Genomic DNA, 14709 nt, shown 5'->3' with positions numbered 1-14709 from the left:
TAGCGGCGCTCTAGATCATCGAGACTGAGATGGTCGGCAACCTGCACAAGGTTTGGCATGGCATAGCCCTTGTCGCAATACCTCCATTATGCTCCTTTAAACGGACTTGATATTAAGTGTTCTTTGCAAGAAATATTCTAATATTACTGACAAGTCTAGCGCGGGATCATGTCATCCAGCCGTAGCGTTAGCTGAGGTAACAATGGCAAGTTAATTGCTTCACCCGGTTGATACTGTTGTTGGTGATCTTCATCAACCAACTGTCGCACCATAAACGTAGACTGCTTAGGGCTACCAATAAACACCCGCTTACCCAAACCTTGATGGAATTAGGAGCTGCCTTACATCATCAGCCCGTTAAGGATGCTGGCTCCACATCCGAGGGCAGACGTAGTATGAGGTGCTCCTCATCAAAATAGGTGCCGTCAATACATAGAGAATCACGCTCTAGCCCAAAGATTTCAAACCCGCGCGACTCGTAGAGAGCGCTAGCCGCAACATTGCCCGCCGTAACGCTGAGCACGAGTTGCCGCAGACCGTCTAAACCCTGAGCATGGGCAATGGCGTGATCGAGCAGTGCCGAGCCGGCGCTTTGACCGCGAAACTCAGGCAAAACATACATGCTCCAGAGAGAGCCAACGTGGGCTCGCTTCGGGCGGTGCTCGCGCGAAAACCCGAGCATACCTATGAGTTGAGTGCGATCGCTAAAAGCACCAAAAATGCCGCCAGCCGCATCGTTGTTGGGGCGCAGTCGGGCAGCAAAATTAGACAGCGAGAACTGCGCTTCCTGCTCATAGCTAGAGGCAAAGGCCGTTGGCGACTCCTTCAAAGCATAGAGACGCAGATCGCGATAGGCCGCGACATCCTCAGAATTGAGAAATCGTATTTCCATGGTTAAACGTTAGAACTAACCACCCTGACCTACTTGCCTGTGCCTCTGCTTCCCCCTCGTCCCAAGTACTGTCCGTGAATGCTAACAGCGTAGGGAACCAAATACGTGAGCCCAACCGAATACCAGCGGGCTCGGGTCATGGTACCGGCCCGCACCGCTGCCCCATGGTTAATGGCAAACAGCAGCGTACCAATCACAACGGCCACTCGCACAGCACGGCTGGCCATAGACGGCGTTACCAATGCCCTCAAGTAGCCATAGACTGCTTCCATTTTCTCGCTTTTGAACCGTGTCTTCAGTGAAAGACTTTATCGTATCGACTCGTCGAGGTTCCGTTACACGGCAGCTAGTATTCCTCTTTAGCCCCTTTCCCTAGCAAACGCCTGCCGTTCCCAGGGACTACCGACTGATTAGCGGCGGTGTTGCTGAATCGGAGCATGAATGTGGATAGGGCATAGGCGCAGCCAAGCCAAAGGCTTTACCATTTGCCCCTAGAGACGTTGCAGTTTTGATTCATACCTGTGTCCAGCAGCGCCATTAGTGGGCAGCTACCCGATGGCAATCGGTAAAGCAGATATGGCGAACCGGGCACTGCTGGCAAGTTTGGGTTAAAAACGCCTCCAGTTGAGCAGGGGGCATTGGGCGGGCAAAGAAAAAGCCCTGCCCCGATTCACATCCCAGAGACTGGAGAGCTTCGAGCTGCTGTCGAGTTTCAATGCCTTCGGCGATCGTGGCTAGGCCTAGGGTTTTGGCTAGTGCCACGATCGACTGAATAATGCTGCGTTCTTTTTCGCCATGCAGCATCACATTGACGAAGGAGCGATCGATTTTGATGGTGTTAATGGGGAACTGATGCAGGTAGCTGAGGGAGGAAAAGCCGGTGCCAAAATCATCCAGGCTGACCTGAATGCCTCGGATTTGCATGCGTTCTAACAGCTGAGTTGCGATCGCCGTATTTTTGATCAGGCTGCTTTCGGTAATTTCAAACCGCAGGCATCGGACCGGAATGTGAGTTTCCTCTAGCATGCGGTCTAGGGTTTGCAGCAGAGAAGGTTCGCGCAGCTGGCGGCCAGAAATATTAACGCTCAGATATAGCTTGGCAAAATCAGGCCAGAGCTGTTGCCAATGGCTGAACTGCATACAGGCTTCTTGCAGCGCCCATTCGCCGATCGCATTGATCAAGCCCGTTTCTTCGGCAATGGGGATAAACTCGCCGGCGGGAACCAGCCCTTTTTGAGGATGCCGCCACCGCAGCAAAACTTCAAAGCCCTCTAGCCCCCGCTCGGGCTGAAGACTGACGATGGGCTGATAGTGAATTTCAAGCTCGTTGTTGAGAATGGCATGGCGCAGGTGCGTTTCAATTTCGACGTGTTGAAGGGTGGCGGCATACATGGCGCTGTTAAACACCTCATAGCGCGCTTTGCCATTGGCCTTCGCTTGATACATGGCAATGTCGGCATCACGAAGAATATCGGCCACCTGCTGATACTCTGGTGCGCCGATGACAATGCCGATGCTGGCACTGGTAAAAATGTCGTGGTGACCAATGGCGAGGGCAGGGCCGAGCTTTTGTTGAATGCGCTCAGCAATGTCAACCACCTCTTCGGGATGCTGAATGTTTTCAAGCAAAATAGTGAACTCATCTCCCCCCAGGCGGGCCACCGAGTCGACCTCGCGCACGGTTTCGAGCAGCAGTTGCGAGACGCGAATCAAGAGCTGATCGCCAACCCCATGTCCCAGGGTATCGTTGACGCTTTTGAAGCCATCTAAGTCAATAAAGAGCACCGCAAAGCAGCTAGTTTGATGCCGCCGCTGCTGTTTGATCGCCAGCTGCAGGCGCTCCATAAAGCAGGGGCGATTGGCGAGCCCGGTCAAGGCATCGTGGAGGGTTTCATGCATGAGCCGCGACTCGGAAGCTTTGCGCTGGGAAATATCGCGCCCCGCCCCGTAAATCAGGTGCTCTTGCAAAAAAGGCACGCCGTTCCAGGCAATCCAGAGGTAGCTGCCATTGGCACAGCGGCAGCGCATTTCGACCTCATTCACTTCTTCCCCACGTAACAGCTGCTGCAAGACTTGTTCCGCCAGGGGCAGGTCTTCGGGGTGAACGATGGTAGCAAAGGGCTGATCGATCAGCTGGTCGCAGGGGTAGCCCATCATGGATTGCCAGGCTGGGTTCAGACGCTTGAGTTGGCCCTGGCGATCGGCAATAAACAGCAGATCGAGGGAGAGGTTGAAAAAGCGATCGCGCTCTAGCTCGGCCTGCACCTGGTCTGTGATGTCCTCAGCTACACCCGTGAGACGATACACCGCACCGGTTTCGTCGTGAATGGGAAAGCCGCGATCGTGGATCCAGCGAATTGTGCCATCGGGGCGAACAATGCGGAACTCCTCGTCGTACTGGCCGAGGTGGGCCTGGGTTAGAAATGCGGCAATGACGCGATCGCGGTCTTCGGGGTGAATGCTGTTTGTCCAAGTCTGAGGATCTTGATAAAACAGCTCTCGGGGCTGGCCCCAAATGCTCTCTATGGAGGGGCTGACGTAGCGTGTCTGGGTCTCTTGCCCCGTTTGGGAGTCAAAGTCCGTCAGCCAAAATACTGCCCGAATGTTTTCTGAAATTTGGCGAAACTTCTCTTCGCTCTCCCGCAGGTCATGCTCAATCTGCCGCCGCTCCAGCACTTCTTGGGTCAGCGTTTGGTTAACCGCTTGTAGCTGGGCGGTGCGGTTTTGCACCTGCTGCTCTAGCTGGGCGTTGAGCCGATGAATTTGAGTGACCGAAAACCGGAGGGCGAGCTGGTTTTGCACCCGCGCCAGCACTTCTTCGATTTGGAATGGCTTGGTGATATAGTCTACCCCGCCCAATTGAAAGGCCTTGACCTTGTCAAAGGTTTCATCGAGCGCGCTGATGAAGATGACCGGAATCTCTTGGGTTTTGGGGTCGGCCTTGAGCCGCTGGCACACCTCATAGCCGGTCAAGTCGGGCATTTTGATATCGAGCAAAATCAGGTCGGGCAGAGCGGCCTGCACCGAGGCGATCGCCATCAGACCACTGGTGACACTGCGAACGTCATACCCATGGCTGGAGAGGGCATTTGACAGCAGCCGCAGCGCATCCAGGGTGTCATCGGCGACCAGAATCTCGGGAATGCGATCGGCAAACAGCTCATGACTCATGGTGGGTTGCCGCATCGACTAAATGAATAATGGCTTCTAACTGATATTGGTCAACCATACGCCTGAGCCCAGCCGCCAAAATCGACTCATGGGATGGAATTTGACCAATTAAATCTATGATGGCGCCGGGTTTGGCAATGGTCGCTGCCTGCTTTAACCGTTGCAGCCAGTCCGCAGGCATAACCTGTAGAGCTGCGAATTGTAGCGGTGCGCCAGAGGAAAAATTAGTAGGCAAAGGAGTATCTTCGTATACAAAAACAATACCCAGGTGCTCAGTCAACTTATCAAAAATCACATGTTCCTTAACGGGCTTGCGGATAAAGTCGTCGCAGCCGTAGGCCAGCACGACCTGCCGCTGTTCTTCAAACACGCTAGCAGTGAGGGCCACAATCACCGTGGCCTGGCCGTCGATGTGAGATTTGATGCGCTGGGCCGCTTCATAGCCATGCATTACCGGCATGCGCATATCCATCCAGATTAGGTGCGGTTGCCAGTCTCGCCAGATATCAAAGGCTTCCTGGCCGTTGGCAGCTTCTCGTAGCTCAAAGCCGAAGGGTTCCAAAAGTTTGACTAGAAACTGGCGGTTGCTCCAGCGGTCATCCACGATCAAAATGCGGTAGGTGGGCTGGCCGGGAGCAAGAGCGATCGCCCGCTGGGGCAGCACCTCGGCTGGAATCGCCGTGGCAGGCACGGGCTGCATCGGCACATCTAGGGTAAAGGTGCTGCCCTGGCCCACCTGGCTATGCACCCTTAGCTGACCGCCCAGCAGGTGGGCAAATTGGCGGCTGATGGTCAGGCCTAATCCGGTGCCTTCGCTCTCGGGGTGGACCTGGTTGAAGGAGGCAAAAATCGCCTCCAGTTGCTGCGAGGGGATGCCCATGCCGCTGTCTTGAACCTCTATACGAAGCCACACAGACGGCATATTAGGTGCATTTGGGGAAAATGGCGCGGATACTTGGTCGGACTGAGACAGCGCCAAGGCCGTCACCGTAATGCCCCCCGTTTTTGTAAACTTGAGCGCGTTGCCAATCAGGTTGATCAAAATTTGCCGCACTTTCTTTTCATCGCTGCAAACGTATTGGGGCACCTCGTCAGCCCATTCAATCTGCAGCGATAGGCCCTGCCGCTGGCTGCGGGGCAAAAACATCTCCTGCAGCCGATTGAGCAACGCGTGGAGGTCAAAGTTAGTCAAATTGAGAGTAATGTTGCCCGCTTCAATCTTTGAGAGATCCAGCACGTCGTTGATCAGCTCCAGCAGATGCTCGGCGCTGTGGTTGATCACCTCCAAATATTCTTTTTCGGTTTGGGCTGAGACCCGGTTGCGATTCATCAGCTGCACAAAGCCCAAAATAGCGCTCAGGGGCGTGCGCAGTTCGTGGCTCATGTTGGCCAAAAATTCACTCTTGGCGTGGTTAGCGGTTTCGGCTTGTTCTTTTGCCTGGGCTAGGTCGAGGGTGCGCTGCTGCACCCGTTCTTCCAGTTCTTCGTTGGTGTGCTGGAGGGCATCAAAGGCCTGGTTTAGCTCGGTGGCCATGCGCCGAAAAGAGTCGGACAGGGTAGCAACTTCCTGCACCGGGCCAAGCTGATGGGTAGACAACGCCAGGGATTCGATCGGGGCGGTGTGGCTTTTTTGCAGCGCCTCAGTCACCTGTTTTGACTGATCGCTCAGCTGCTGAATGGGACGGGCGATATAGCGGGCGGTGATGATGCCCAGGCCGGTGGCGATCGCCAACGACACCAAGCACAGCAAAATTGTGGTGCGGGTGTTGGCCTGAATCTGCGCCATAAAGTCCGATTCGGGGACGACTACCACCAACAGCCAGTCAATTCCCAGCTCATCCACAATGGGTGTCACCTGCACAAAGTGCTTTTGCCCATCGATGGGAAACGCCAGCTGGTGAGAGGCCTCAATGCTCTCCAGGGTTTGGAACTGATCTAGCAAATGCCGGGTGGTGGCGGCGATCATGGGGTTAGTACTAGCGATCGCATGCAGTCGCTCCTCCGGCCCATCCGCCCTGGGTTTGACAAACGGATTCTCTTGGGTCGAGCTGGCAATCAGCGACTGGTCTTTTTCGATCAAAAACGCCTGCCCGGTTTGGCCAATTTTCAGCGTGCTCAAAAAGTCGCCGATATCCGCTAGCACCAGGTCCACCCCCAGCACGCCTTCGAGCTGCCCGGCGGCGTTGTAAATCGGCGCATTGGCTGTAATTGCCAGGGTGAGTTCTGGCACCAGCTGATAGACCTCTGTCCAGCGGGCAGTGCCCGCCTTTTTGGCGTCGGTATACCAGTCCCGAATGCGGGGGTCGTAGTCGGTGGTGACGTCGAGCTGCTGGGCGCGGTTGCCTTGGGCATCTACGCCAAAATGCACCATCACCCCGTCGCCAGGGTTATCTGTCACGTAGTAGGTGATGGGGCCAGCTTGAGCATTGCGGTGCGCCGTCCAAAATCCGCCGGTTTCGCTGCTGACATAGATATAGCTGGCCTCTTCAAATTCCTGCATTTGCTGCCAGAAGTGGCGCTCAAATGTAGCTTGCTGCTCAAAGCTCAGCAGATCTAACTCAAACAGATCCGCGTTGATTTGATTGATGCGGTGCGGCACCGTCAAATACTCGTCCAGCGTCACCTGAATGCGGTTGGTGACTTCCTGTTCCAGCTGCGAGACCACATCATTCACCGCCTTTTGCCCGTTGCGGAGCGAGAGCCATCCCGTCAACCCGACCGCCGCTCCAATTTCGAGGATGAACGGCACAATCAGCAACAACCGAAGGGGAATTTTCATCGCTAAACCGATTCCAAAGGCGTGAAGAAGGACTGTCCCTAAGCTGCGGCTTAGGCAATAATTTGTAGAAGCATCCTCCTAGCAACGCAAAGTCTTGGCTGAATCGGCAAAGGCCTCGTGTGTCCTAGGGCAAACAAGGGCGCGATCGCCGAGATTTTTGGGCTGGCATCAATTAATTAAAGATAGATGCCGTTATCCGTAGAAATGCCCAGCCAGGCTGAGACAATCGCTACCGGTTTACAAGTTGTGATTTTGAACACAGATGATATAGCCACAGCTACCGTGCTCAAAAGGTCACTATTTTAGTAGAAATGAAGAGCCGCCCTAGCCTATAGCCTTTACTTAGGGTGAGACTGTCCTAATCGATCTGGCGTCAGACTGAATTAGCCGTCTCCCGCGCCGCTTTTCGCAGTCGCTCCACATCGCGCATGGGAGGGTTACCAAAGAGCCGCTTATACTCTCGGTTAAAGTGCGAGGCATCGTCGTACCCTACTTGGTAGGCCGCACTACTAGCGTCCAGGTTTTGCCCCAGCATCAGACGGCGGGCCTCTTGGAGCCGCAACTGCTTCTGGAACTGCAACGGACTCATGGCCGTGACCGATTTGAAGTGATGGTGAAAACCTGAAACGCTCATACCTAGCTCTTGGGCAACGTCTTCAATCCGCAGCGGCTGGTTAAAGTCTTTCCGCAGGCGATCGACGGCTTTAGCAATGTGGTGGGTGTGGCCTCCCAAAATGGCAATCTGACGCAGCCGATTCCCTTGCGCTCCCACCAGCAGTCGGTAGATAATCTCTCTCTTAATCAGGGGTACGAGCACAGGCGCTTCAGCTGGGGAATCGAGCAGCCTGACGAGCCGCACGGTGGCATCTAACAGATCTGTATCTAATGGACTGACATCGATCGCTTTGACACTCACTCCCCTCTGGGCTGAGGGATAGCCTGCCTCAACTATGACTGAACCCACCAGGGTGGAGTCGAGATCGAGACGAAGACCGAGGTACGGTTTTTCCTGAGTTGCTTCTAAAATTCGGCTGGCAATCGGCAGTTCGACCGTCCCCAGCAAATAATGCATCGGGTCGTACTGATAGCGATCGCTGCCCAACAGCACTTCTTTACTGCCCTGAGCAATCACACAAAAGGACGGAATTGAGACGCTGTGCAAGCACTCTGAAGGGAAGGAGGTGCGATAGAAGAACAATCCTTTCAGCGGCTCGATCACGCCATCGTGAGCAATCGCCCCTGCAATTCGCTCGGTCAGTTCCTCTCGGTTGGCTTGCGATCGCGCTACCTCGCGCCTTGCCTGTGGGTTGTTGATTAAAGCTCGATCAGACTTTTCACTCGTTCTTGCCGCGTTCATTTCTAATGCCCTTCAAATCGTTTTCTAGACCATCCAAGGTCTAAAAAGGGGTGGCCGCTAAGCCTGTATAGAAATCTAGCGCGACTTAGGCGGAAGCTAGTGCAAGTTTGCAGGATTGTACAACCATCCTAGACGATCGTCCTATGGCTTGCCTTTCAGGATGCCTAGAATGAGGTTAAAGCGATGAAAAGCAATTCCGGCTGCTCGTAAGCATCTGGATTTCTATTCAAGAGAACATTCAAGTTTGTTCGGTCAAGCGCTTCTCAAAATTGCACGAGAAGCATCATCAAATTCACAGCGGACCGCTGTGGAAAAGTTTTGCATGGGCGTTGCACCAATACGGAGGAACAGAGATGAAACGACTCACAATACCTGCCATAACATTTTCCCTATTGGCTTTAGGGTTGGCGCAGGCAGGGCATGCCCAAGTCTCATTGGGCGATCGCCTACAGAGTGTAGAAATCATGCGGAACGGTTCGCAGCCTTCCACTGAAGGCTCAGCCGACTATTTCACGGGTTCTGTAAGCATCAATCCTCTTTTTTCAGTACACGAGCCGTCACGGGCATCTGGCGCAAGTGTCGCCTTCGAGCCGGGTGCCCGCACCGCATGGCACACCCATCCTTTGGGGCAAACCCTGGTTGTGACGGATGGAATTGGCTGGGTTCAGCAGTGGGGTGGTCAAATTCAGGAAATTAGACCTGGTGATGTCGTCTGGATTTCACCCGGCGTAAAACACTGGCACGGCGCTACAGCCACGACAGCCATGACTCATATTGCCATTCAGGAGGCGCTCAACGGCAGCCCTGTGGACTGGATGGAACAGGTCAGCGACGAGCAATACCCAGCACCTATATGAAGTAACGCTCCGTGATTCATAGGGTTTCGCTGAACACAAAGGCGTCGAATCGAAGCTAAATCCACTAGGTAAAACCACAGATTGAGAACCAATGAAACACCGCATTTTCATACCAACCCTCTTGATGAGTGCAATTGCAACGGCGGCATTCGCACTCGACAAAACATACGTATCGGGTCAGAGCCCCCAAGCACCTGTGCAGCAGTCTGGTGTGGTAGAGGGGGCAGACAATTTCTATCAAAGTGACCAGGTGACTATGCGAAAAGTTACGTTCAAAAACCAATACAACATGCAGGTTGTTGGGAATCTCTTCATTCCCAAAGACTTGGATCAAAATACCGATCATCCGGCCATTATTGTCGGGCACCCCATGGGCGCAGTCAAAGAACAAAGTTCAAATCTGTATGCTCAAAAGCTGGCTGAGCGGGGATTCATCACCTTGTCCCTCGATTTGTCTTTCTGGGGCGAGAGTGAAGGGCAGCCCCGCAACGCTGTTGCACCGGATATTTATGCTGAAGATTTCAGTGCGGCAGTCGATTTTCTGGGCACCCAGTCAGTCGTTGACAGAGAGCGAATTGGCGTTCTAGGGATTTGCGGCAGCGGTAGCTTCGTCGTCAGCGCCGCCAAGATTGACCCGCGCATGAAGGCGATCGCAACGGTCAGCATGTATGACATGGGGGCCGTCAACCGTGATGGGCTGAGACATGCTGCGACCCTCGAACAGAGGAAGGAAGTTATTGCAGCGGCGGCTGAACAACGCTATGCGGAGTTCACAGGCGGAGAGACCGAATACACAAGCGGCACCGTGCATCAACTGAATGAAAACTCCACCGCGATCGAGCGTGAGTTCTATGACTTCTACCGCACTCCCAGGGGCGAATACACCCCCGAAGGCTCGTCGCCGCAACTGACAACCCATCCGACCCTGACCAGCAACGTCAAATTCCTGAACTTCTACCCGTTTAATGACATTGAGACGATTTCGCCTCGTCCCATGCTGTTCATCACCGGTGACAATGCCCATTCCAAAGAGTTCAGCGAAGATGCCTATCAACGCGCCGCTGAGCCAAAGGAACTCTACATCGTGCCAAACGCAGAACATGTCGATTTGTACGATCGCGTGAACCTGATCCCGTTCGATAGGCTTGCGTCCTTTTTCAATCAGCACCTCAGTCAGTAAGCCAAAAACTGTCGTTTTAATGCAGGAGAAAATATGCTGTCTAACTTGAATGGAAGCTTCACAGGAAAAGTTGCGTTTGTGACTGGAGCAGCAAGCGGTATTGGTCGCGAGACGGCGCTGGCATTTGCCCGTGAAGGCGTTAAGGTCGTAGCTGCTGACATTTCTGAACAGGGTAATCAAGAAACGGTACACCTAATCGAAAATCAGGGCGGACAGGCGATCGCAGTCAAGTGCGACGTAACACGAAGCGAAGACATAAGGGCGGCTCTAGGCAAGACTATTGAGGCTTTCGGTCGGTTGGACTTCGCTTTCAACAATGCAGGTATTGAGCCAAGAAATCCGGCTCCGACTGCGGAATACGAGGAAGAGGAGTGGAACCGGATCATCGACATCAACCTCCGCGGCGTTTTCCTGTGCATGAAGCACGAGATCCCGCTGATTCTTGAGCAGGGCGGTGGTGCGATCGTCAACACCTCATCTGGGGCTGGAATCATCGGCATCAAGGGCAGTCCTGCCTACACTGCTGCAAAGCATGGGGTGATTGGTCTCACTAAGGCCGCAGCCCTCGACTACGCTGCACAGAACATCCACATCAACGCCGTCTGTCCCGGCTACATCGACACCCCGATGATGGGTCGGTTCACGGGCGGCACGGACGAAGGGCGATCGCAGGTCATTGCGGAGGAGCCGATTGGACGGATGGGCAAGCCTGAGGAGATTGCAGCGGCTGTCGTCTGGCTGTGCTCGGACGCGGCGGCCTTCATGGTTGGACACGCCATGGTCATCGACGGTGGACAAACGGTGCAGTGATGTTTGTCGCCAACCTGATGCGCGGCTGCAAGAGATCCAAGACCATGAGGCGCTGTCTAAGTCTACGGACGGTTCGTTCTAGCGATCGCGACGCCTGGCTGCTGGCCCAGAAGCAGTTCCAGGCACCACGAAGCTACATCACCCAGAGGAAAACATAGGGGCTATCGCCGTCAAACTCAAGCCTGATGATCTGCGTGCTATTGATACGGCCGCCACCAAGATCACGGGGCTAGAGGCTCAGTATCCCGAAGAATTAGAGCACATCACCGGTTACCCAACGGCAAAGATGGTTCCTTAGATGCTTTTTTGGAACCTGCTAATGCCGTATTAGAAACAAAGCAGGCTCATCAATACGCAACTAATAGTAGAGATAATCCATGACCACAAATGTACTTGGCTACGCCGCAAAGTCTGCTACAGATGATCTAGCCCCCTATCGTTTTACCCGTCGCGAGCCTCGCGCCGACGATGTGGCGATCGAAATTCTCTACTGTGGCGTCTGTCACTCCGACTTGCACACGGCTCGCAACGACTGGAGCGGAACTATGTACCCGGTGGTGCCTGGCCACGAAATTATCGGTCGCGTGGTTGGCGTGGGGGCAGAGGTGACGCGGTTCAAACTGGGCGATCGCGTCGGTGTCGGCTGTATGGTCGATTCTTGCCAGCACTGTGCACCCTGCAAACAGGGGTTAGAACAATACTGCGAGGGGCCTGCCACGTTTACCTACAACGGCAGCGATCGCCAAGATCACACGCCCACCTTTGGCGGTTACTCCCAGAACATCGTCGTGTCAGATAAATTTGTGCTGCAAATTCCCAACGGGCTCGACCTCAAAGGGGCTGCGCCGTTGCTATGCGCCGGAATCACCACCTGGTCGCCCCTGCGTCACTGGCAGGTGGGTGAGGGTAGCCGGGTGGCTGTTGTTGGTCTTGGCGGTTTGGGGCATATGGCGCTGAAACTGGCCAAGGGCCTGGGCGCAGATGTCACGCTGTTTACCCGTTCCCCCGGCAAGGAGGAAGATGCCCGCCGTCTGGGAGCAGACCACATCGTGATCTCTACTGATGAAGCGCAAATGAAAGCCGTGGAGGGACAGTTCGACTTGATTATTGATACCGTACCCATCGAGCACGACCTCAACCCCTATCTGCCAGCGCTGGCGCTTGATGGCACGCTGGTACTGGTCGGATTTCTAGGGAATCTGATGCCGACATTAAACACTGTGCCGCTAATCATGGGGCGCAAATCGGTGGCGGGGTCGCTGATCGGCGGCATCGCTGAAACTCAGGAAATGCTCAATTTTTGTGGTGAACAGGGCATCACCTCAGATGTAGAAGTGATCGCCATTCAGGATATTAATCAAGCCTACGAGCGCATGCAGAAAAGCGACGTGAAGTACCGATTTGTAATCGATATGGCTTCGCTGAAGGAATAAGCACGCAGTCGGTCAATCGAGATTGGATTGCCGTAGTTTATCCCTCGCTAGCTTAGCCCCTACCCAAAACCCCGTCGCCATGCCTGCAAACAACAAAGACGTCATATTGACGGCAGCCAGCGGGTTGAATCGGGGCTTGCGTTTGGCAATTAAGGTGCGCGAGGGATGCTCTGGGTCATACCAGACAGTGACGGTTTCACCGCGCCAAAAGGCAGGGCTGAGCCTATTTTCTCGTTGTCGATCGCCAGAGGGAGTTGTTTCTGCACAGGCGCTGCTAACCTCATGAGCTTGCCCAGTGCGATCGCTAAAGCGAATCACCGGGCAAGACCTGATGCTTCTAGAGCGGTTGGACGTGGCGGATTGCTCGGAATTGTCTACCTGCACCACTGTGGCTGAGGTTGAAAGCCAATTTCTATAGGCCAAGTTATCCACTGACGCCAAAAAAGAAATGACAGCCACAAAAACCGTCAATGCAGTTGTAATTCCACCGGCAATACTGAAAGCAACGAGGCTAAGAACCAGCAGCAACTTATGCACAGCTTTTCAACGTAGAGTGCGACATTCAAGACTATCAAGCAGTTTTGATTTTCGCTCTTCAGCTTTTCTTTTGTTTTTTTGCATTCACAGCCACGGTTTCTCCCTTGCCTCCCTTCTCTAAGCCTTAGGAGAGCCCAGTGGCCCCAGCAGCAAAAATGGCCAGGGCAGCTCTAGATCGGGCACCAGCTCGGCGTAGGGTCGCAGCCCCGGCACCGCGTAGGGCAGCACAAACCGCAGCGACCTGAGCGACGCCGGCCGATTGCCCTCGGCATCGACTGCGCCGTACTCTCTGGCTAGTTCGGCAACAATTTGCACCTGCCCAGTGCGGCGCAGCAGGTTGCGATCGCTCGCCAGTGCCGCAATTACCCGGCCGGTGAGCAGCGGCGTTTCCCAGTTGTAGTGATCGGGTGCCGAGCTATCTTCCCCAGCACCAGCAGGTTGACTATTGCCCAGCCCCATCTCAGCGGCAAACTGGGTCATCAACTCGGTTCCAACGATTCCCGGCCAAATCGAGAGCGAGGTTACCTGGTGGGGTTTGAGTTCTACCGCCATGTCTGCGGCCAGGCGATCGCAGGCTGCTTTGCCCACCCCGTAGGGCACCCCAAAAATGTACGACAACCCGCCCCACGACGACAGGGTGCAGATTAACCCTCGCCGCTGCGGCACCATCAGGCGAGCGGCATGAACGCTGGCCAGGTAGTGGCTCCGCAGTCCCACAGCGTTGCACGCGTCCCAAAACTCGGCGGGGTCAGCCTCCCAAAAAGGCTTGCCGTAGGCCGCCTTAAGCGCTGACACCCCAGCGTAGGCGTTGTTCACCAGCAGATCGAGCCGGCCATTTTGGTCGGTTCGAATGCGATCGAAGAGGGCCTTAACCTGATCATCGTCGCTGTGGTCTACCTGTACCGGAATCGCCGTTCCGCCTGCCTGATCTACCGCCGCCGCAGTTTCTTCCAGCGACCCCATCGAGTCGGTCGAGGCAGTGAGGGTGCGCCCGGTGATATAAACTACCGCCCCGGCTTCCCCCAGTCCAGTGGCAATGCCCTTCCCCAACCCCCTAGTGGCCCCAGTCACCACCGCCACCTGTCCGTCTAGCCGTGCCATAGATATCTCCTAATTAAACCGGCGACTTGCAGCCTGTAACAGAGCGATCGCCTAACCGGCCATCCCCAACGTAGCTGCGAGTCAGCTATTGGTTCCAACAACTTTGTTCTAACAGCCCCGCCGCTTGTGGGTAAGCTCCTGAAGAATCGCAGCGGCGCAATAGTTACTTATTTAGACAGAAGCCTCAGCCCCTCTAATTAGATAATCTATGGCCATAAACGGCGACGGCTCAAATGTCGGCCCTACTCAATTCAATTGTAAAACTATGTTTGTTAAAGACGCCCAAGATCAAACGCTAATTAAAGTACTCGACGTCACTGACTTAATTGATCCGCAGAACAACCAGATTCAGGGTCAGCAGCAGGCTGGTGAAGAAGAACAGCCACCCCAAGCCTACGAAAAATCGCGCCTTCAGTTTCCCTCTGGCGAGGCCCTACCCGAGTGCTGGACTAACCCAGACTACAAACTGCAACAGAGCCCAACCCCCCAGGCGTAGCCAATCCGTTGCGCCAGAGCACGGATATATTCCGATCGCGATCCTTCCACCCCATACGATGGTGGCCATTACCTTGCCCCGCAGCAATCACTCTCT

13 protein-coding genes are annotated in these 14709 nt (G+C 54.6%); 6 read left to right on the top strand and 7 right to left on the bottom strand.

Annotated elements, in window-relative coordinates; all coding sequences use genetic code 11:
* Positions 1-349: 349 nt before the first annotated feature.
* Positions 350-892, bottom strand: a complete 543-nt coding sequence (locus tag H6F59_RS20005; RefSeq protein WP_190704505.1) for a GNAT family N-acetyltransferase — start codon at positions 890-892, stop codon at positions 350-352.
* Between the two features lie 29 nt (positions 893-921).
* A complete protein-coding gene (nrtS, locus tag H6F59_RS27410; protein ID WP_313887267.1) occupies positions 922-1047 on the bottom strand; it encodes a nitrate/nitrite transporter NrtS in 126 nt (41 codons plus the stop codon).
* Here nrtS and H6F59_RS27405 point away from each other — a divergent pair.
* The gene (locus H6F59_RS27405; protein ID WP_313887268.1) at positions 998-1147 is read left to right on the top strand and encodes a hypothetical protein; all 150 of its coding nucleotides are present in this window, start codon (positions 998-1000) and stop codon (positions 1145-1147) included. The genes nrtS and H6F59_RS27405 overlap by 50 nt on opposite strands.
* A gap of 282 nt (positions 1148-1429) precedes the next feature.
* Here the strand turns inward: H6F59_RS27405 and H6F59_RS19995 are convergent, their stop codons facing one another.
* The 3 genes from H6F59_RS19995 to H6F59_RS19985 form a co-directional block, all read right to left on the bottom strand.
* Positions 1430-4063: an EAL domain-containing protein gene (locus H6F59_RS19995; RefSeq protein WP_206755222.1), complete on the bottom strand. Its 2634-nt coding sequence runs from the start codon at positions 4061-4063 to the stop codon at positions 1430-1432.
* Complete coding sequence (locus H6F59_RS19990; protein ID WP_190704495.1) at positions 4053-6842, bottom strand: hybrid sensor histidine kinase/response regulator; 2790 nt, start codon at positions 6840-6842, stop codon at positions 4053-4055. The genes H6F59_RS19995 and H6F59_RS19990 overlap by 11 nt, the downstream gene beginning before the upstream one ends.
* Positions 6843-7215: 373 nt before the next feature.
* On the bottom strand, positions 7216-8199 hold the full coding sequence (locus tag H6F59_RS19985; protein ID WP_190704491.1) for an AraC family transcriptional regulator: 984 nt from the start codon (positions 8197-8199) through the stop codon (positions 7216-7218).
* 353 nt (positions 8200-8552) lie between these two features.
* Between H6F59_RS19985 and H6F59_RS19980 the strand changes: the two genes are divergently transcribed.
* The 4 genes from H6F59_RS19980 (at position 8553) to H6F59_RS19965 (ending at position 12479) form a co-directional block, all read left to right on the top strand.
* Positions 8553-9056: a cupin domain-containing protein gene (locus tag H6F59_RS19980; RefSeq protein ID WP_190704488.1), complete on the top strand. Its 504-nt coding sequence runs from the start codon at positions 8553-8555 to the stop codon at positions 9054-9056.
* 91 nt (positions 9057-9147) lie between these two features.
* Complete coding sequence (locus H6F59_RS19975; RefSeq protein ID WP_190704484.1) at positions 9148-10236, top strand: alpha/beta hydrolase; 1089 nt, start codon at positions 9148-9150, stop codon at positions 10234-10236.
* A gap of 33 nt (positions 10237-10269) precedes the next feature.
* Positions 10270-11046: an SDR family oxidoreductase gene (locus H6F59_RS19970; RefSeq protein ID WP_190704480.1), complete on the top strand. Its 777-nt coding sequence runs from the start codon at positions 10270-10272 to the stop codon at positions 11044-11046.
* Between the two features lie 377 nt (positions 11047-11423).
* Complete coding sequence (locus H6F59_RS19965; protein WP_190704477.1) at positions 11424-12479, top strand: NAD(P)-dependent alcohol dehydrogenase; 1056 nt, start codon at positions 11424-11426, stop codon at positions 12477-12479.
* Positions 12480-12491: 12 nt separating this feature from the next.
* On the opposite strand, the gene H6F59_RS19960 is transcribed toward H6F59_RS19965, so the two are convergent.
* Both H6F59_RS19960 and H6F59_RS19955 read right to left on the bottom strand, forming a co-directional pair.
* Positions 12492-13016 carry a DUF3592 domain-containing protein gene (locus H6F59_RS19960; protein ID WP_313887266.1) on the bottom strand — a complete coding sequence of 175 codons (525 nt, stop codon included), beginning with the start codon at positions 13014-13016 and terminating at the stop codon, positions 12492-12494.
* Positions 13017-13133: 117 nt separating this feature from the next.
* Positions 13134-14117: an SDR family NAD(P)-dependent oxidoreductase gene (locus H6F59_RS19955; protein ID WP_190704471.1), complete on the bottom strand. Its 984-nt coding sequence runs from the start codon at positions 14115-14117 to the stop codon at positions 13134-13136.
* A 265-nt stretch (positions 14118-14382) separates the two neighbouring features.
* Here H6F59_RS19955 and H6F59_RS19950 point away from each other — a divergent pair, with 265 nt between their 5' ends.
* A complete protein-coding gene (locus tag H6F59_RS19950; RefSeq protein ID WP_190521441.1) occupies positions 14383-14613 on the top strand; it encodes an acetyltransferase in 231 nt (76 codons plus the stop codon).
* The last annotated feature ends 96 nt before the right edge of the window (positions 14614-14709 follow it).

It is taken from the genome of Nodosilinea sp. FACHB-141 (genome assembly GCF_014696135.1).
Lineage (GTDB): Bacteria > Cyanobacteriota > Cyanobacteriia > Phormidesmidales > Phormidesmidaceae > Nodosilinea.
This window is presented reverse-complemented; position numbering and strand designations above follow the sequence as displayed.

Coding starts and splice junctions, on each gene's coding strand:
- H6F59_RS20005 (WP_190704505.1), bottom strand. CDS start 892: ATGGAAATACGATTTCTCAATTCTGAGGATGTCGCGGCCTATCGCGAT.
- H6F59_RS19995 (WP_206755222.1), bottom strand. CDS start 4,063: ATGAGTCATGAGCTGTTTGCCGATCGCATTCCCGAGATTCTGGTCGCC.
- H6F59_RS19990 (WP_190704495.1), bottom strand. CDS start 6,842: ATGAAAATTCCCCTTCGGTTGTTGCTGATTGTGCCGTTCATCCTCGAA.
- H6F59_RS19985 (WP_190704491.1), bottom strand. CDS start 8,199: ATGAACGCGGCAAGAACGAGTGAAAAGTCTGATCGAGCTTTAATCAAC.
- H6F59_RS19980 (WP_190704488.1), top strand. CDS start 8,553: ATGAAACGACTCACAATACCTGCCATAACATTTTCCCTATTGGCTTTA.
- H6F59_RS19975 (WP_190704484.1), top strand. CDS start 9,148: ATGAAACACCGCATTTTCATACCAACCCTCTTGATGAGTGCAATTGCA.
- H6F59_RS19970 (WP_190704480.1), top strand. CDS start 10,270: ATGCTGTCTAACTTGAATGGAAGCTTCACAGGAAAAGTTGCGTTTGTG.
- H6F59_RS19965 (WP_190704477.1), top strand. CDS start 11,424: ATGACCACAAATGTACTTGGCTACGCCGCAAAGTCTGCTACAGATGAT.
- H6F59_RS19955 (WP_190704471.1), bottom strand. CDS start 14,117: ATGGCACGGCTAGACGGACAGGTGGCGGTGGTGACTGGGGCCACTAGG.
- H6F59_RS19950 (WP_190521441.1), top strand. CDS start 14,383: ATGTTTGTTAAAGACGCCCAAGATCAAACGCTAATTAAAGTACTCGAC.